The sequence below is a fragment of the Pedobacter cryoconitis genome (assembly GCF_014200605.1).
GTDB lineage: Bacteria > Bacteroidota > Bacteroidia > Sphingobacteriales > Sphingobacteriaceae > Pedobacter > Pedobacter cryoconitis_B.
In genome coordinates, this window is sequence record NZ_JACHCE010000005.1 from 24,418 (window position 1) to 41,364 (window position 16,947).

The window sequence follows — 16,947 nt, forward strand, 5'->3', positions numbered from 1 at the left end:
CTAATTTACACCTTTCCACCATTTTGTAAATGTCTGTGCCGGATCATTCAGGCTTACAGCTTCACCAATCATAGGTGTGGCCAGACGGTAGGGTTTGTGAATTGAAAACTCCGTTATTTTATTCAGGGGCTCATCCCATGGATGATTTGCCAGCGTAAATTTAGAATGGTGTACAGGTATCATGTTCTTTGCCTTTAATTGCACAGTTGCCAATGCCACTTCTTCTGGTAACTCGTGCACGGATTGCCAGGCTTTATTGTATTGCCCGCATTCCATAATTGCCCAGTCAACCGGGCCATATTTATGACCTATTTCTGCAAAACGATTATCGTAACCACCATCACCACTATAATAAACTTTCATAGCAGGGGACTGGATTAAAAAAGATAGCCATAATGCTTTGCCTGGTCTGAACCCTCTGCCGCAATCGTGGTGGGTTGATTCGGTAAAGATCGTGTAGCCCGGAGCTACTTCTACTTTTTCATACCAGTCTTTTTCTATAAGCTGTTCGGGTCTATAGCCCCAGTACTCAAAATGTGCACCTACACCTAAGCCGCAAACCACATGTTTTACTTTGTTTTTTAATGCAATAGCTGTTTTATAGTCCAAATGATCATAGTGGTCATGAGAGATCAGCATATAGTCAATTTCAGGCATATCGTCTGCCTCGTAAATATTACTTCCTTTGTAAGCCTTAACCGAACCTGGAACAGGAGAGGCCGATTCACTAAATACAGGGTCTGCTAAAAATCTTTTTCCGTCAAGCTGCATATAAAAAGAAGAATGTCCAAACCAGACAATCAGATTGCTATCAATAGGTAAGTTTTTTAAATCTGTTTTTACTGAAGGCAGGGAATCCAGGGGCTCGCGGTTAGGATATTTTTTAAAAATTGTTTTATATAATTCCCCTAACATTGAATAGCCCGGTGTAAGTGTTGGCTTTTCAATTAGGTTTAGGAAGTGGCTATCTTTATAATGCGGTGACTTTTCAATTCTTGCTAACCGTTCTCCAGCTGGTAATTGTCCAAATTTGGCCTGACGCATATATAAAAAGGTGACGGCCCCTATGAATACGATCAATATTAAAAAAATCTGCATGGTGCGTTTTAGAATTTTAAATACTTTCTTCATCAACCTGCTCTTTAGCCAGTATTTTAATATCGCTGATTTCCAGAACCTGTTTAACATAGCCATGCAGTACTGCATTAATCATGGCCTGTCCCAATTCATTAAGCGTGATAATGTTTTTTCGTGAAAAGACTTTGATGATGCTTACCAGAACTACATAGAGCATTTTGGCATTTTTCTGCCCTTTTACAGGCTCCATGCCACCCGGACGAAAATTATACTGTCCTTTAAAAGGTAGTTTCATCAAATCGTTTTCAGTTTTACCTTTTACCCTGGCCCACATTGTTTTGCTTTTTTCCGTACTATCAGTTTGCGCACCTGTGATATAGTTAAAAACCATAGCTGGATTAATTGCAACTAATGTTTTGGCAAATTGCATGGTTGTGTCGTAGGTAATTTTGGTGTATTGCTCTTCATTCATTCCCACAGAACTAATACCCGCACAGAAAAAGCAGGCATCATAACCTTTTAAAGAATCGCTAAAGGCCTCTATTTTCAAAAAATCAGGGACCAGTAATTCTTTTAGTTTAGGGTTTACGATGTCCAGGTGTTTTCTATTGACCATTAATATCTCTGTAACGGCATTATTTTGCAGGCATTCTAATAGAACACCCTGGCCTGCCATTCCTGTGGCCCCTGTTAATATTATTTTCATGTGTATAGATTTGTCTTTAAATTAGCGAAACTATTCTATTGCGCTCTTTGTCATCATGATAAGATCAGCATACAAAGATGAGTATTAATATAATTCCTTGCTTTGTTGAAAAGTCCAAATTTTATTTAGCCGGTTTAATGAGCTCGTCTTCAATAAAGGATTGCCTGGTGATTTTGGCAGTTTTGTGATCTCCTATATGGCTCCAGCCCGGTGGCATGATAATATATAACAGTTTGTTTTTGAAGCCAGGAGCAGCAGCAATATCTTTTCCCAGGCAAATAAATTCACCGAAATAAACGTCCCACAAACTATTAGGATTCATTTCTCTGGTGATGCCATATTCTATTTTAATATCTGTTCTTTCTTCCTGATAAGTCCTGAAAACCCGGTCCCAGATATTCAGAAGGTTGCAGAAATTAGTATCCATATATAATGCGTTTCTTGCATGATGTACCCGGTGATGGGAAGGTGTAAGCAAAATATGATTTAAAAACCCCAGCCTTCCGTCTTTAATCACATTTTCTCCTATATGTATAAAGGATCCCCAAAATCCGTCGATGAACATGATGAAAAATAATAAGGCTGGATTTACCCCAAAAATTATACAAATTGAAGTGCGGATTACATCTGCATAGGGTGCCTCTAAAAAGAAGTGGGCAAAATTAACGGAGAGGTTCATCTGCTGCGGTGCATGATGGGTGGAATGAAGACACCATAACACCCTGACTTTATGCGCTAAAGCATGATAAACAAAATGAGAAAATTCCCAGATAATATAACCATAGATGAGCCAGTACCAGGTGAATGTTGTCGTAAAAATTGCATGTTTTTCAAGTAGTCCGATACAGAATGCTACAGCAGCAATTGATATAAACCTGGATATAAACCGATTTACTACAAATACAAAAAAGGGTATCCGGTATTCGTCTATTTTAAAACGCTTATAAAAAAAGGCCCTTATTATTTCTATCAATAATAAAATCGGGATAATAGGGGTGATCAGATGTTGTATGCCTTCAAATGTTGATAACGATCCGTAATCTCCGGTTTGCACCATCTTTATAATACCGCCGATACCGAAGAAACCAGTCAGTTCTTCATAAAATGTTTGAAAGATGTTCATGAGTTAATATATTTGGTTTACAATAGATTGTGTGTTTTTTTTGCTGGCTTAGCCCGATTTATAAATACCTTTTTTTCCAGGCCTGCATCATGTATACATTTATTTCCCATTGGTCAGCGACCGGGCGATTGGTATAAGGGATGGTTGGCATATAAGAGGGAGGGCCAAATTCGGTTAGCATCGTTAGCAATTTACCCTGCTCTTTTTTTGTGGCAACAACTTTATCCCACCAGGCAAAATGGGCATCTGACTCTGCTTTCCATTCCGGTGCACGGGGGTCTCCAACTTGCGGGCCTTCAGCATGTCCAATCCGGGAATGTACATGATCTGTACGGGAAATGGCCAGTTCAACTGTAGCCGGCTGATCTTCTAATAAGCTTTCACTAACATTACACCAGTGAGAAATATCCAGTGTAAGTCTCAGATCCGGATTTTTTTGTAAATAGGGTAAAGCTGCAGGTGCTGAATAGAGCATACGTGACCGGTGAGTTTCATGGTAAATCGGAACGCCTGTCTTTTTTGAATAACTGACTGTGAAATCAATAAACCATTTGTTCTCTTCATAGGTAAAGAAATCCCTTCCTGAATGGACATTGATATAGAGTGGTTGCTGGTATTTATTTTCCGCAGCAGCTATAATGACCTTTTTAAAAGTTGCAAAATTACTATCCGGAATTGGTTCGTCGCCCCGGCATAAAAACCCTACAGCTAATTGATTTTCTTTGAGTGCAGTGAATAACTCTTTTTGCATAGTAATATCCTGACTCCATAAAATTTCTATTCCATCATATCCATCATGTTTCGCCTTTTTACAAAAATCAGTTACAGATCCGTTGAAGCCCCAGTAAGGTGCCATAATCTTTAATTCAAAACCTTTTGATCTTTCATTTGAGACTGGTTTTGGAGCTCCAAAGATGTCTGGTGAACATAATAGTAAAGTGGATGTTAAGGCAAGACTATTCCCCAGGAAATGTCGTCGGTTGTATCTCATATCAGTTTATATTTTGGAAATTCAAATTACAGATTTTAAATCTCCGGGCTATATGTTTTATGTAACATCCTGATTGGAATAAAACCTTATGGCCTTGTTCTCTTGCATGAGAGCATAAAGAATAAAACAATTTGAGCTGTTCAATCCTTTTATTAAAACAAAATTATAGCGCTTAAATATCATTGAACACAATAATTAAAATCAAAAGAAATGGGTAAAATTACAGTAAAAGACGGCACTGAAATTTATTACAAAGACTGGGGAACCGGACAACCACTTTTCTTTCATCATGGCTGGCCTTTATCCAGCGATGATTGGGATGGCCAACTCATGTTTTTTCTGGAGCAGGGGTATAGGGTTATTGCTCATGACCGCAGGGGACATGGAAGATCAAGCCAGGCTTCAGGTGGGCACGATATGGATACTTATGCAGCAGACGTTGCCGAGCTTACACAGGCTCTTGACCTGAAAGATGCCATACACATAGGCCACTCGACTGGTGGCGGAGAGGTTATCCGTTATGTGGCAAAACATGGGCAGGGCCGTGTTGCTAAAGCCGTACTTATCAGTGCGGTTACTCCAATAATGATACAATCTGAAAATAATCCTGATGGTGTTCCTTTGTCTGTTTTCGATGAAATACGTGTAGGAACGGCAACTCAAAGGGCACAGTATTTTCAGGATTTTACTATCCCATTTTATGGATATAACCGGGAAGGTGCAAAAATATCACAAGGTATAAGGGATAATTGGTGGCGTCAGGGAATGATGGGCGGTGTAAAGGCACATCATGACGGTATCAAAGCTTTTTCGGAAACTGATTTTACAGAAGACCTTAAAAGTGTAGATATCCCTGTACTGGTTCTGCATGGCGAAGATGACCAGATTGTTCCATTTCCTATTTCAGGGGCAAAAGCTGTGAAACTTTTAAAAAATGGAAAACTGATTTCCTATCCGGGCTTTCCTCATGGAATGCCAGCAACTGAGGCTGCAACAATAAATGCAGATCTATTGGCTTTTATTAAAAGCTAAGATTAAATACGATCATAAAAAGAACAGCTGTCTTCAATTAAAGACAGCTGTTCTTTTTTATAGTAAAGGGATACGTATAGAATCTTCCGTTTTTTCAAAATAAGGCTATATTGCATTTGTGATTAACAAGCCTATGGAGTCTTTAGAACAGTTTTATCAGCATAAATTTAATGGACTTACAGTAGATATTCAGCAGCAGATAGGGCAGTTCAATGTATTTGATATTGCCGACAGATTGGCTAACCAGACTGCCTCACCTGTTTATACCAGACGGAATTTTTATAAAGTGATGCTGTATATAGGTGAGAATGTATTTTATTATGGCGATCAAAGCATTCCGGTCAGCGGAATGACTTTATTGTTTTTTCATCCCCGTTTAGCTTATGCTTATGAAGCATTAGCTAAAGACACTAAAGGTTATTTCTGCGTCTTTCAGGAAGAGTTTTTTCAGGAAAATTTCAGGTTGAATTTAAATGATCTGCCTTTGTTTGCTCCTGGACATATCCCCGTTTATAGTTTGAATGAGGAAGATGGCAAAGAGGTAGCTACTGTGTTTGTTAAGATGCTGAAAGAGATAGATTCGGAATATATCTTTAAATATGAACTGATACGGGCTTATGTAACTGAACTGATCTTTTTGGGAATGAAGCTGTCTCCCGGTCGGACTTTGTTAAAACATACTGATGCCGGCCTGCGTATCACTGCTTTGTTTACAGAACTTCTGGGACGTCAGTTTCTGGTTGAATTTAGTAATCATCGGCTTTTGTTGCGCAGGCCACATGATTTTGCAGATAAGCTTGCTGTTCATGTCAATTATTTGAACAGGGTGGTCAAAAAGAATACAGGCAAAACTACCAGTGAACATATTTTTGAGCGTATCACTTCCGAAGCAAAGATTCTGCTCCGGCATACAAACTGGAATATTTCGCAGATCAGTTATGCCCTGGGCTTTGAAGATCTTGCTCATTTTAATAGGTTTTTTAAGAAACAAAGCGGGACCAGTCCTTCTGTATACAGAAAGGTTTGATTTGTACAAATACTGGTTTGACTGTGGCTAACACTGGTCTTTGGTTTACCGGTACTTTTGTGTCATCTTAAAATTTAAATGATATGGGTACAGTAAATAAAGTATGGTATATAACAGGGGCATCAAAAGGAATGGGACTTTCTCTGGTTCAAAATTTATTGAATCAGGGACATCAGGTCGTGGCTACTTCGCGTAAACTGACTGTTTTAAAAAATGCAGTTGATCCTGTTTTTGATTCCTTTTTTCTTCCAGTTGAAGTTGATTTAGGTGATGAAGATTCCATTGCACGTTCATTCAAACTGGCTATTGAAAAATTCGGAAGAATTGATGTTGTTGTTAACAATGCCGGTTATGGTACAGGAGGGGCACTGGAAGAACTGTCAGGAAAGGAAATTGGTGAAAACTTTGACGTGAATTTCTTCGCGGTGATCCGTGTGATTCAAAAAGCACTTCCTTATTTAAGGGCACAGCAGTCTGGTCACATCATGAATATTTCTTCGATTGCAGGTTTTGCGCCGGGTACCGGATGGTCAGTTTATGCAGCTGCTAAATTTGCTGTAAGTGGTTTATCTGAAGCACTGGCCAATGATCTGAAACCTTTAGGTATTCAGGTAACTGCAGTTTCTCCAGGTTGGTTCAGGACAAGTTTTGCAACTGCAGAGTCTATCGTGTTTTCTGAAAATCAGTTGCAGGAATATGATTATATCCGGGAATTTCATGCGAAATTCAATGCGATGAATGGCAATCAATTGGGAAATCCTGAAAAGGTAGCTGATGTATTGATACAGCTGGCTGAAAGTGAAAACCCTCCGGTAAATTTCTTTATGGGTAGTGATGCCTGTCAAAGAGCAGAAAATAAAATTAAAATACTGTCTGAAGAAATGGAAAGTTGGAAATCCCTTTCCGGGATTACAGATTTTGGAGGATAGTACCTTTTTGATTACTAATAGATTCATCTTTCTCGTTTCCGAATAATGAGCTGCCACTAAATTTTTCTTTAAGATCATATATCGCCTGCCTGGCTTCAATATAGAATTGAGTTGTTTATTCTGTTCTTTTAATCGGGTTTCATTATTTTAGCCGAAAATTAAATAAAATGATAACCTGTCACTTAAAATATATCATCGATCCCTATCAGGTACCAGCCTTTGAAGCTTATGGTAAAAAATGGATTCAAATCGTAAACCGTCTTGGCGGGCAGCATCACGGCTATTTCATGCCAGGCGAAGGTGCAAATAATATTGCTTTTGCATTATTCTCCTTTCCAAGCCTGACCGACTATGAATATTACAGAAATCAGCTGCTGACAGATGCAGAAAGTATAGAAACATTTAAAGCTGCAGAACAAAATAAATGTATTATCAGTTATGAACGCACATTTGTAAGACCTGTATTTGAGTAATTCAGGTTTACTGCAAACTGGTAATATATTTTCTGAGTAATTCTACGCCCTGCTTATCTAAAATAGTTGTACCTATCTTTGGCATGTGGAATTGTCCCATACTACCTGTACGATCGATAATGTTATTTTTATTGAATTCTATCCCTGATTGTTTCAAAGGAACCTGATAGTTTAAGAGAATGGATTGTCTGTAAGCCAGCCCATTTGGATTATGGCAATGCGCACAGTTAATTTCCATATAGGCTCTTGCACGGTGTTCAACAGAGGCGTGAAGATCTTCGTAATCCGGAAGCCTGGATATCTTGTCAATACCTTTTCCCAGAATTAACTTCCCCTTAGACTGCAATTCGATAAGCTGATTGATTTTATTATCTCCAATTCTAATTTCTCTATTCAGGTTCATTCCTTTGGGCCCGATAGGGATGATTTGGTTAGCAGACTGATGACAACTCATGCAATCCTGTTTAGATGGAATACGGTATTTGATTTGGTGCGTATCCCCCTGCTTGTCCGAAAAATCGACTGCAACCTCTGTACTGGCCGGATCATAAATTGCACCATCCTGATGTTGATTCCATTTGTAGGTACCAGCTGTCCATTTTCCGTTTTTAAACAGCAGTATCCTGGTTTCTATAAGCTGACGTCCTATGCCCTTATTTGTTTTTGCATGGCTGTAAAAAAAAGTCTTGGCCAGTATAGTACCTTCCGGGAATTCCGGCAGTCCGTCACCACTTAACTTTAACTTTTTACCGACGGGTATTTTTATCAAACGCTGTTTCTCCGCATAATCGGTAAAAAGGGTAGAGGACAGTTCATAAACCTCGACACCCTGTGCAGGTAAAAGTGAGTCTGGCTGTCCTTTAAAAAGCCCTAATGAATTCAAAGACTGGGGAAGTAAAGTCGTATTATTTTCAATGGCCTTATTTTGTCTGTTACAGGATAAAATATATACAAAGGGCAGGAAGAGTATAATCAGGATAAAGATTTTTGATCTCATAAATTTTTACTTTTTGTGACGTCTTCCTCATAAGCTGATTTTAGGAATTTATGGTCTGCATAAAAAGTACCAAATGGGATGAGGCAGGAGAGGAGTAATTTAGCCGTAATAGTTTTCTTCCATTTCTGTTGTATCGCTACACTGAAGGTATTGAAGACAAACAAAAGAAAAAGTGTGCCATGTACCGGGCCTACCTTACTGACAAAAGAAGGCTGATGAAATCCATATTTCAGGGGTACTGCAATTCCTGCCAGGATTAAGAGGGATATACCTTCCAGTAGTCCTATCAGTCTTAAACGACCAATGTTTGTTTTGAATAGTTTGAGCATATTTATTTTTTTATAAGGTTCTGATTAACGGGCGCTGGGCCAGTGGTGAAAATGGCCATGGTATTGCAGCCAGGATAATTAATAGGGCTATTCCGAAGTATAAGAGAATGGTTTTGTATTTCTTATCATCCTCTGTATATCGTTTGGCAAATGCAGATCCCAGCGTAACAAGTATTACTGCTGTCAGCATCATTGAAATGTGTATTATCCCAAAAAAAACGGAATCTGTAATTCCCCTGGTTGCCTCTAAGCCTGTCATATGGAAGCGGGCCACTGCAGGGCTTTTAAAATACATGACCATTCCAAAAATAAACTGGATATGTATAATTGTTGCCGTCCAGTGTCTGCATTGATCATCTTTTTTAGTGAAATGCTTTTTATTCAGCAGACCTGTTGCAGATCTGTAAATTGTTGTACCCAGGCTGATTAGAACCAACCATCGTGTAACTGAATGACAAATGAGCAGAATTGAAAACATATGAATAATTGATTGGTTAAACATACTAATTGGTATGTAAAAAGGGCAAATTTTTTTAACTTAAACCGTGAAGATATATTTTGAATTGCCTTAGATAAGTCTGGTAAAATGCAGTGCCTAAAATTTTGCCCATATTCCTTGCTCCCGCATATCCTGAGACAATATAATTTGCTGCATCCGCAGGATTAATTGTCTGATTAACTTTCCCATTTTCTTTTCCTCTGGTCAGGCACTTTTCTATGGCGTTTGCCCATTCCATCGTCATATCTTTCAATTGTTTATGAAATGCGGTATTCAAAGGACTCATTTCCTCAATAAGGTTAACAGCAGGGCAGCCATATTTAACGTCGAAATGTACCGTATCTTTCAGCAGGTTAGCTGTCATTTGATAAATACCTTTTATAGGATCACTAACAGAATTTAGCGGATCTATCAAAAAATCTTTCATTCTTGGATATAGGAAATCTGTAATCAAAGCAAGTCCCATATCTTCTTTATTTTTGAAATGATAAAAAAAGGCACCTTTGGTTACCTCCATAGAAGAAAGAATATCATCAATGCTGGTAGATTGATATCCTTTGATATAAATTAATTCAAATGACTTTTGCAATATATTAAATCTTGTCTGTTCAGCCTTCTTCATTAGATACTACTTAGTATGTTTTTCAAAGTTATAGTTTTTCCCTTCTATATAAATACTAATAATCACAATAATAGTTATTTTACCTTTCCCTGACGACTGAATTAATCCTGTTTTCTTCTCTCAGTTAAGTATTTCCGGACAGGAATATCATAAATGACCATGACTAAATAAGCGAAGCCAACTAAAAGAATTGTTCCTGTTATTATAATCAGTGCTATTTGAGTATTTCCTGGTTTATGGGTTGTGCAATAATTTAAAAACATCCATATCACAGTATAATGAGTCATATAAAGTGGATAAGATATTTTTCCTGAAAACACACATAGTTTTTTAAATCCCTGTGTTAATGTTGCTCCAGCGCCTAATGCGATCAATAAAGGGAAATAGAATAATACAACAATTGGTTCTGTTACCCAGTTCCATTTAGTAAAAGGCATAAGAAACGACAGTATCAATAAGACAGAAAGGCCCATAAAGCCTATGTTGTTTTTGATAATCCAATTAGACCGGTAGATAAGAAGTCCTGCTAAAAACGAATAAGATATACGGGCACAACCTTCCCAAAAATTTGCTCCGGCCCATCCACCCATTAATGCACCTGCATGATAACTTACAAAACAAAGCACTATAGCCGCAATAACAGTTAAAGGAAGCAAATAATTGCGTCCAATTCTATAAAGTGCGGTAGCATAAACGATATTGGCAATGTATTCCCAGAATAAAGACCAGGAAGGCGCACTAATACCAAATAAATTGAAAGAGCGTTCTGTTATTACCGGGAAGGGAATAAGGAAAATGGAAGTTAGAAATATGAGTATAGTTTTGCCGGTCCCATACAACTCAGGATGGCCACCGAAAGGATCATAGAGGAAAGCTAATAAACCTAGTATTGATCCTAAAATAACTAAAGGGTGCAATCTTATTAATCTTGATTTAAAGAACGCCATGATTCCCATTTTTCCAATACGGTCATCATAAGCATAGCCAATTACAAATCCAGATAGACAGAAAAAAAAGTCAACAGCTAAAAAGCCATGTGCAATGAAGTTTTTGGTATAGTCTGAAAAGGCCATTTCCATAAAATGGAAAAGTACAATCGCCAAAGCCGCTACTCCTCTTAATCCGTCAAGAATTTCAAAATGCTTTTTAGTTTTTAGAAGATCAGGGCTTATCGTTTTTACGGTCATTTATCTTTGGTTAGCAGGTTTAATCTAATTGTACAAACAAAATTGAATCCTTGTACTATTCCAAGATTACCAAATAATAACGATTTTATCAAATGATTAGCTGTTACATAACAGAATACAAGGCGTTATTAACTGACTTCTGTAATTATCGGTTCTGCCTATCCTAAATAATACAGACAGATCTGTATTTTCTGAATTTTATTGAGAATCAGTAGTGCTTTCTGTTTTAAGCTCCTTCTGTTTAGTCATGTTAAAATTGAAAAGTTCTTCAGTTGGTACTAGTTTACGTTTGCACTTTTCTATATCAGTACCTTCTGCAGTCCATAAATACGGATAAAAACTATAAGATTTACTTCCATCAAGTTTAGCAATAAACTTGTCCCAGGTAGACCATCTCAGGCCTTTGTAGAATGAAGAAAGATCACCATCAAAACAGAAACGAATAAATTCGCTATAACCAAGACCTAATGGTTCCCAATTCAGACTATTTGGCGCGAAATAATAAACATTTTTCAAATCCTGACCAAATGCCCCATAGTTTATCGCAAAAAAACCACCGGCAGCATCATCAGCAATTAATAGATATTGAGGTTTATCTCCATACTCCTGTATTGTCTTTCCCTTATTCCATTCTGGAACAGAGCGGTTTAGTTTGGCACTTCCTGAACCTAAAATCCTCAACCAGCCATTATCAATCATAATTCCTCCGCTATTGTAAATTACTGCGCCTAATGTGGAATAAGTTGAAACCTGTGTGTTAACCAGTGCTTGTTTAGCATTGACAGAATCAACTTCGAGGATTTCTACTTTGTTTTTAGCAGAATCAATCCATTTTTGAACAAGAGGCCATGCTGGATCTGTTTTATTAATCAGTTCATCCAGACTTTGCATCTTATTTTGTGCAAAAGTATTTAGAGAAATCAGGCTTATACTTAATATAAGGAGTCTTTTAAATGCGCTTTTCATTAGAACAGGACTTATGTTATCAAAGATAAGATGATAAACTGAATTTAATCCAAAAATCTTATAAGAGCTTATTATAGTATGAATCTTCCAGAGAACTGGTATATTTGTCGCAATTATGGGTTACGCAAAAGAAAGAGGAAAGCTTGAAAAGCTATTAAGAATAGTTGGTTTAAATACTTACGATGAGAAAAGTTTAGCTGCTCTCGTTGATACACATGAAAAATATTCACATACGGTGAGGATATTGAAAAATAAAGAACCAGAGATATTCAGTGCTCTTTATACCAATGAATTACAGGAAGTAAAAGATAGCAGAAAAGCGCTTAAAGAAGCAGACACAGATGAAGCACGTCAAACTAGCTTCATCGCTTATAAAGAAACGCTATTACGCGCTTTAGAAAACGCGATTAAAGCTACAAACGAAACTTTATAATAAGTTATATACAGGCTGTCAGGAAACTATAATGACCTGGTTAGTCTTAATCAGATAATAAGAGCGGCCATATTAATAATATGGCCGCTTTTTATTTCTTTTTGCCCGGTATAATCCTGTAAAATAGTCTGCTAACTCCATATAGGAGGAGTGATTATAGTCGCAATGAATCTTGTTTTAGCTAAAATGTTTTCTTTTTATGGAAAGCTTAAAGAATGAGCATCCCTATTATAAATGAGCTCCGGGCCATTTAATTGTATGGTGTTAACTTCTAAATTCTAAAGCAATGTTAGGTTCAAAAATCGATTTATTTGGCAATGAGTGGCTTGATGTAGTATTTGATCAGAAAAACAAAAGTTACGGGGCGTATGCGCTTCGCAGACAGAGCTCTTCTGATACAGTTAAAGCACTTTTTATCGCAGGTTCACTTTTTATTCTATTGTTTCTATCTCCCGGAATCATTAGTTTAATTAGAGGGAATACGACAACAGAAGATAGCTATGAGCGAGAGACCCCTGTAGCTATGCAGCCTCCACCAGCTGTCAATCCCAAGACCCCACCACCGGTTTCTGTTGAACCACCCAAAGCAAAGGAAAATAGTCTTAAATTTCCACCACCAATAGTGGTTGATAAAGTTGTTAATGAAGATCCGCCGCAAATTAAGCAGCTTGAAGCTGCAAATCCGGGACAAAAAACTATAATAGGTGAGCCTGAGGGGCAAATTGTTATTACCGGGGCTACTGGTGAAGGAATAAAGCAAGCTGCCGCAGCAGAAGACAATCATGTGTATGAGCCTTATGTGCCTCTTGAAGTACAACCCATGTTTCCTGGCGGAATGGATAAGTTTTATACTTATCTTTCTAAAGCGATCAAATATCCTGGAATGGCTCAGGAAAACAAAGTTCAGGGTAAAGTATTTCTATCTTTTATCGTTGAAAAGAATGGAGCACTTACTGATATTAAGGTAGAGCGGAAATTGGGATCAGGTACCGATGAAGAAGCTATTCGTGTATTAAAAGCTAGTCCGCACTGGCTGCCTGGTATTCAGAACGGAAAGCCTGTTCGTGTAAAATATAATATTCCAATCAGTTTTGCACTCTCTGAATAAATTAGTACTGCTTTCTGAATAAATAATAAGGTGGTATCATTTCATAAATTTAAGGCCGTATCCTCTCAATTGAGAAGGTACGGCCTTAAATATGATAAATCAGATTCTTTTTCCTAATATTTTAAGACTTTTTTCTTCGCCATCAAGTACCGCTACATCAGGAAGAGTACCCCAGTCTTCAAATCCAAAATATCTGAATAATTTAAGGCTCGGTTCGTTATGAGCGAAAATAAATCCCAGAATAGTTTTGATACCCAGTTCGGCGCATTTATTTAACGAATAAGCCAATATTTTTTTACCCATTCCTTTACCACGCTGTTTTTCGTCCAGATATATACTGATCTCTGCCGTCCCATTATAAGCAGGTCTGCCATAAAAAGCCTGAAAACTTATCCAGCCAATAATCTGGTTGTTTTCATCTTCAATTACCCAAAGTGGATGTTTAGTTGAAGTATGTTGTTCAAACCACTTCATTTTACTCTCTACACTTACCGGTTCGGTATCAGCTGTTACCATTCTTGAAGCTATTGTCGAATTATATATAGCTACTATTGGTTCAAGATCAGGTAATGTTGCATTTCTGTAGTCTATTTCTGACATTTTATAAATAATAGAGTTAATAATTGGCTAATTTATGGTTTTAGTTTGCTTTTTTAGGGTAAAATGATCATGTTTTGGCTAAATATTGGATTTTAATTAGTGAATTCCTCTTAATTTAATAAGTTATAGTCAGACCACCGCCATAACCCATATCACTGTCGTAATGTGTAGAAAGAGAAAAATACTTGGTTACTGCATATCTGAAACCAGCCATATACTCTCTGTCAGTATTTCCGGACAGATTTAATCTCAATCTGTTTGTAATCGGAATATCTTCACGTTTGAGTTGAAAACGAAATTTTCCTTTGCTGTCCACCCTGGCTTCGGCGGTAACCAGCATAGGCAGCATATATTGCATACCCGCAACAAAGGCTTTTCTGTTTGACTGATTTGTCAGTTGTCCAAACATATTTTTCTCATTTTCATTCTCTCTGCTGTTATAATGGTAATCGAAACCAACAAAAGGCATTAGCCATTGCATTTTTCCTATATATCTTCCAAAATAAGTTTCGCTTTCAAATCCGTGTTTTGCGTTAAGTCCTAATCTCCATTCTGTAGAAATACTATAACGGGTGTTCGCTAACCTGGCAGTACCGTCACTACCATTACTTTCCAAACCTATATTGGACATCAGGTGCATTTTTCTGTCATCACTGTATAGCTTTTGGATTGCAGCTTTAGGATCAGGAATCTGCAAATTGGGAGGTGAGTTTTCATAACTGAAGATCCTGCCCATTCCACTCATCATATGATATAAGATGTGGCAATGAAAAAACCAGTCTCCGCTTTCTGTAGCAGCAAATTCTATAGTATCAGTTTCCATGGGCATAATATCAAGCACGTTTTTTAGGGGTGCATATTCGCCCTGCCCATTTAATACACGAAAATCATGACCATGAAGATGCATAGGGTGGCGCATCATAGAATTATTGTAGAGTATAATCTTTACATTTTCTCCTTTTTTGATCAGGATCTTATCTGATTCTGAGACCGTTTTATTATCAATAGTCCACACATAGCGATTCATATTTCCGGTTAGTTCGAAACGTAATAGTTTTTCAGGCCCTTTCCTTAAAGTAGTTTTTTCAGTAGCCTTTAACATGCCATAATTAAGAGTAACCAGGTCAGGCTTATCTCCCATATCCATGTCCTTCATATCCATTTGATCCGGCATGTCTTTTTTACCTGCCTTATCCATTTGATGACGGGTAACTGCTGCCGGCTTTTTCTTTCCATAATTGTCTCCGGTAATTTCAGGATACATGACTGTATTCATGTCCATTTGCTGATTGCTCATTTCCATGCCCATAGGCGCCATATCCCCATTCATTTTCATCATACCGTTCATCATTTTCATCCCCTCAAAGTATTTTAGTTTTCCTAAAGGTTTAGCTGGCACTTTAGTCCCGCTTCCAAGCCATAAAGAAGTAGAACCTGTACGATCTTCGGCAGTAGATAAAAACTCGTAACTCTTATTTTCCGGAACAGTTACAATGACATCATAGGTTTCTGAAGGGGCAATAATCAGGCGGTCTACTTCAACAGGCTCTACATCGTTACCATCATTAGCCACCACAGTAATTTTACCTCCCGAATAGGTTAACCAGAAATAAGTGGAAGAGCTGCCTCCAACCACGCGCAATTTTACTTTATCTCCTGCTTTAAACTGAGGCTGTTCATTGATTTGTTTGCCATTCGTTAAAAACTTCTCATAGTAAACATCACTGACATCCATTGCATTCATCCGCTTCCATTCATTCGTAACTTTGGTTTTAAAGTAACCCTTTTGTATGGCTTCTGCATACCCCTGTGTAGTTCCTTTACGGATAGCAAACCAGTCATTGGCATTATGAAGTGAGCGGTCTACTTCTTCGGGTTTCATATCTGTCCAGTCACTCAGTACTATTGGAATGGCGGGAATGGCCGGTTCATTTTTCTTATTAAAAATAAGTGCACCATACATGCCGCTTTGTTCCTGCAGCATAGTATGGCTATGATACCAGTAAGTCCCATTTTGTTTAACCTGAAACTTATACAGATAAGTAGAATGGGCTTTGATAGGCATTTGTGTCAAAAAAGGCACTCCATCCATTTCATTAGGCAGGAATACACCGTGCCAGTGGATAGATGTTTCCATATTCATCAGGTTGTGCACATAAATTTCTGCCGTGTCACCTTCAGTAAAAACCAGCGCCGGGCCCGGAATGCTTCCATTAACGGCCATAGCCATTTTAGGTTTTCCCGAAAAATTGACGGTGGTATCATTGACGTAGAGGTCGTAACGGACAACTTTCTGCCGGTCATTATTTGTCTGGGTTTGCGCTGAGGCAAACCCATAAATACTCATGAATAATATATAGATGATTAATTTTTTCATTTTTCTTTTATTAATGAAAGACTGTCTTTCGTTTTTTCAATCCAATTGATAACTAGCTTTTTATCATTCTCTGCTAATTTAGCTTCTCTATGGATTAATGTATAAGATGCTATCGGCATCGTTTCATCCTGAATACTGTTGATGACCGCCTTTAATTTGCTTTGTTGTCTGCGTACAGAATAACTGCCGAAATCGCTGAAATTAAGTTCTTTTTTTCCTTTATTGATATGTGAGGCCATCCATCCGCTTACAGGCTGCAGGTTTGCATACCAGGGATAACGGGTATAATCACTATGACAATCATAGCAGGAATTTTTCAGGATCGCCTGTACCCTTAAGGGTACAGGATAGATCTTGTTTATAGCTGTGTTTCTGAGGCGGCTGTCCTGATTCCTGATAACCGGAATAAATTGTATACTTATCACCAGCAGGATGATCATGGCCAGTACTACTTTAACCAGGCGCATAAAT

The 16,947-nt window shown here is 37.9% G+C and carries 19 protein-coding genes; 6 read left to right on the top strand and 13 right to left on the bottom strand.

Features of this window, described 5'->3' with window-relative positions:
- From HDE68_RS15730 to HDE68_RS15745, 4 genes are all read right to left on the bottom strand, one after another.
- Entirely contained in the window at positions 1–1,131 is a 1,131-nt protein-coding gene (locus HDE68_RS15730) for an MBL fold metallo-hydrolase (RefSeq protein WP_183883187.1), read from the bottom strand.
- Entirely contained in the window at positions 1,115–1,783 is a 669-nt protein-coding gene (locus tag HDE68_RS15735; RefSeq protein ID WP_183883188.1) for an epimerase, read from the bottom strand. Before HDE68_RS15735 ends, HDE68_RS15730 begins: the two co-directional genes overlap by 17 nt.
- Before the next feature lie 121 nt (positions 1,784–1,904).
- Positions 1,905–2,906 carry a sterol desaturase family protein gene (locus HDE68_RS15740; RefSeq protein ID WP_183883189.1) on the bottom strand — a complete coding sequence of 334 codons (1,002 nt, stop codon included), beginning with the start codon at positions 2,904–2,906 and terminating at the stop codon, positions 1,905–1,907.
- 58 nt (positions 2,907–2,964) lie between these two features.
- Positions 2,965–3,897, bottom strand: coding sequence for a sugar phosphate isomerase/epimerase family protein (locus HDE68_RS15745; protein WP_183883190.1), 933 nt, complete (start codon positions 3,895–3,897; stop codon positions 2,965–2,967).
- Between the two features lie 210 nt (positions 3,898–4,107).
- On the opposite strand from HDE68_RS15745, the gene HDE68_RS15750 reads away from it, so the two are divergent.
- The 4 genes from HDE68_RS15750 to HDE68_RS15765 all read left to right on the top strand — a co-directional run bounded on the left by HDE68_RS15750 (position 4,108) and on the right by HDE68_RS15765 (position 7,358).
- Positions 4,108–4,929 carry an alpha/beta fold hydrolase gene (locus tag HDE68_RS15750; protein ID WP_183883191.1) on the top strand — a complete coding sequence of 274 codons (822 nt, stop codon included), beginning with the start codon at positions 4,108–4,110 and terminating at the stop codon, positions 4,927–4,929.
- 133 nt (positions 4,930–5,062) lie between these two features.
- Positions 5,063–5,956, top strand: a complete 894-nt coding sequence (locus tag HDE68_RS15755; protein ID WP_183883192.1) for a helix-turn-helix domain-containing protein — start codon at positions 5,063–5,065, stop codon at positions 5,954–5,956.
- A gap of 83 nt (positions 5,957–6,039) precedes the next feature.
- Positions 6,040–6,885 (top strand): SDR family oxidoreductase, encoded by an 846-nt coding sequence (locus HDE68_RS15760; RefSeq protein ID WP_183883193.1) that lies wholly within the window; start codon positions 6,040–6,042, stop codon positions 6,883–6,885.
- A gap of 167 nt (positions 6,886–7,052) precedes the next feature.
- Positions 7,053–7,358 carry an NIPSNAP family protein gene (locus HDE68_RS15765; protein WP_183883194.1) on the top strand — a complete coding sequence of 102 codons (306 nt, stop codon included), beginning with the start codon at positions 7,053–7,055 and terminating at the stop codon, positions 7,356–7,358.
- 7 nt (positions 7,359–7,365) lie between these two features.
- On the opposite strand, the gene HDE68_RS15770 is transcribed toward HDE68_RS15765, so the two are convergent.
- The 6 genes from HDE68_RS15770 to HDE68_RS15795 all read right to left on the bottom strand — a co-directional run bounded on the left by HDE68_RS15770 (position 7,366) and on the right by HDE68_RS15795 (position 11,958).
- Positions 7,366–8,355: a hypothetical protein gene (locus HDE68_RS15770; RefSeq protein ID WP_183883195.1), complete on the bottom strand. Its 990-nt coding sequence runs from the start codon at positions 8,353–8,355 to the stop codon at positions 7,366–7,368.
- On the bottom strand, positions 8,352–8,684 hold the full coding sequence (locus HDE68_RS15775) for a DUF3817 domain-containing protein (protein ID WP_183883196.1): 333 nt from the start codon (positions 8,682–8,684) through the stop codon (positions 8,352–8,354). Before HDE68_RS15775 ends, HDE68_RS15770 begins: the two co-directional genes overlap by 4 nt.
- A gap of 10 nt (positions 8,685–8,694) precedes the next feature.
- Positions 8,695–9,186 carry a hypothetical protein gene (locus HDE68_RS15780; RefSeq protein WP_260171784.1) on the bottom strand — a complete coding sequence of 164 codons (492 nt, stop codon included), beginning with the start codon at positions 9,184–9,186 and terminating at the stop codon, positions 8,695–8,697.
- 31 nt (positions 9,187–9,217) lie between these two features.
- Positions 9,218–9,805 (bottom strand): TetR/AcrR family transcriptional regulator, encoded by a 588-nt coding sequence (locus HDE68_RS15785; protein ID WP_183883197.1) that lies wholly within the window; start codon positions 9,803–9,805, stop codon positions 9,218–9,220.
- A 101-nt stretch (positions 9,806–9,906) separates the two neighbouring features.
- Positions 9,907–10,992 carry an acyltransferase family protein gene (locus tag HDE68_RS15790; protein ID WP_183883198.1) on the bottom strand — a complete coding sequence of 362 codons (1,086 nt, stop codon included), beginning with the start codon at positions 10,990–10,992 and terminating at the stop codon, positions 9,907–9,909.
- A gap of 198 nt (positions 10,993–11,190) precedes the next feature.
- The gene (locus HDE68_RS15795; RefSeq protein ID WP_221300765.1) at positions 11,191–11,958 is read right to left on the bottom strand and encodes a DUF2625 domain-containing protein; all 768 of its coding nucleotides are present in this window, start codon (positions 11,956–11,958) and stop codon (positions 11,191–11,193) included.
- A 115-nt stretch (positions 11,959–12,073) separates the two neighbouring features.
- Here HDE68_RS15795 and HDE68_RS15800 point away from each other — a divergent pair, with 115 nt between their 5' ends.
- Positions 12,074–12,391, top strand: a complete 318-nt coding sequence (locus HDE68_RS15800; protein ID WP_183883199.1) for a hypothetical protein — start codon at positions 12,074–12,076, stop codon at positions 12,389–12,391.
- A 286-nt stretch (positions 12,392–12,677) separates the two neighbouring features.
- Positions 12,678–13,499 carry an energy transducer TonB gene (locus HDE68_RS15805; protein ID WP_183883200.1) on the top strand — a complete coding sequence of 274 codons (822 nt, stop codon included), beginning with the start codon at positions 12,678–12,680 and terminating at the stop codon, positions 13,497–13,499.
- Positions 13,500–13,598: 99 nt separating this feature from the next.
- On the opposite strand, the gene HDE68_RS15810 is transcribed toward HDE68_RS15805, so the two are convergent.
- From HDE68_RS15810 to HDE68_RS15820, 3 genes are all read right to left on the bottom strand, one after another.
- Entirely contained in the window at positions 13,599–14,099 is a 501-nt protein-coding gene (locus HDE68_RS15810) for a GNAT family N-acetyltransferase (protein ID WP_183883201.1), read from the bottom strand.
- Positions 14,100–14,214: 115 nt separating this feature from the next.
- A complete protein-coding gene (locus HDE68_RS15815; protein WP_183883202.1) occupies positions 14,215–16,476 on the bottom strand; it encodes a multicopper oxidase domain-containing protein in 2,262 nt (753 codons plus the stop codon).
- The gene (locus HDE68_RS15820) at positions 16,473–16,943 is read right to left on the bottom strand and encodes a heme-binding domain-containing protein (protein ID WP_260171785.1); all 471 of its coding nucleotides are present in this window, start codon (positions 16,941–16,943) and stop codon (positions 16,473–16,475) included. Before HDE68_RS15820 ends, HDE68_RS15815 begins: the two co-directional genes overlap by 4 nt.
- Positions 16,944–16,947: the final 4 nt, after the last annotated feature.

Coding starts and splice junctions, on each gene's coding strand:
- HDE68_RS15730 (WP_183883187.1), bottom strand. CDS start 1,131: ATGAAGAAAGTATTTAAAATTCTAAAACGCACCATGCAGATTTTTTTA.
- HDE68_RS15735 (WP_183883188.1), bottom strand. CDS start 1,783: ATGAAAATAATATTAACAGGGGCCACAGGAATGGCAGGCCAGGGTGTT.
- HDE68_RS15740 (WP_183883189.1), bottom strand. CDS start 2,906: ATGAACATCTTTCAAACATTTTATGAAGAACTGACTGGTTTCTTCGGT.
- HDE68_RS15745 (WP_183883190.1), bottom strand. CDS start 3,897: ATGAGATACAACCGACGACATTTCCTGGGGAATAGTCTTGCCTTAACA.
- HDE68_RS15750 (WP_183883191.1), top strand. CDS start 4,108: ATGGGTAAAATTACAGTAAAAGACGGCACTGAAATTTATTACAAAGAC.
- HDE68_RS15755 (WP_183883192.1), top strand. CDS start 5,063: ATGGAGTCTTTAGAACAGTTTTATCAGCATAAATTTAATGGACTTACA.
- HDE68_RS15760 (WP_183883193.1), top strand. CDS start 6,040: ATGGGTACAGTAAATAAAGTATGGTATATAACAGGGGCATCAAAAGGA.
- HDE68_RS15765 (WP_183883194.1), top strand. CDS start 7,053: ATGATAACCTGTCACTTAAAATATATCATCGATCCCTATCAGGTACCA.
- HDE68_RS15770 (WP_183883195.1), bottom strand. CDS start 8,355: ATGAGATCAAAAATCTTTATCCTGATTATACTCTTCCTGCCCTTTGTA.
- HDE68_RS15775 (WP_183883196.1), bottom strand. CDS start 8,684: ATGCTCAAACTATTCAAAACAAACATTGGTCGTTTAAGACTGATAGGA.
- HDE68_RS15780 (WP_260171784.1), bottom strand. CDS start 9,186: ATGTTTAACCAATCAATTATTCATATGTTTTCAATTCTGCTCATTTGT.
- HDE68_RS15785 (WP_183883197.1), bottom strand. CDS start 9,805: ATGAAGAAGGCTGAACAGACAAGATTTAATATATTGCAAAAGTCATTT.
- HDE68_RS15790 (WP_183883198.1), bottom strand. CDS start 10,992: ATGACCGTAAAAACGATAAGCCCTGATCTTCTAAAAACTAAAAAGCAT.
- HDE68_RS15795 (WP_221300765.1), bottom strand. CDS start 11,958: ATGAAAAGCGCATTTAAAAGACTCCTTATATTAAGTATAAGCCTGATT.
- HDE68_RS15800 (WP_183883199.1), top strand. CDS start 12,074: ATGGGTTACGCAAAAGAAAGAGGAAAGCTTGAAAAGCTATTAAGAATA.
- HDE68_RS15805 (WP_183883200.1), top strand. CDS start 12,678: ATGTTAGGTTCAAAAATCGATTTATTTGGCAATGAGTGGCTTGATGTA.
- HDE68_RS15810 (WP_183883201.1), bottom strand. CDS start 14,099: ATGTCAGAAATAGACTACAGAAATGCAACATTACCTGATCTTGAACCA.
- HDE68_RS15815 (WP_183883202.1), bottom strand. CDS start 16,476: ATGAAAAAATTAATCATCTATATATTATTCATGAGTATTTATGGGTTT.
- HDE68_RS15820 (WP_260171785.1), bottom strand. CDS start 16,943: ATGCGCCTGGTTAAAGTAGTACTGGCCATGATCATCCTGCTGGTGATA.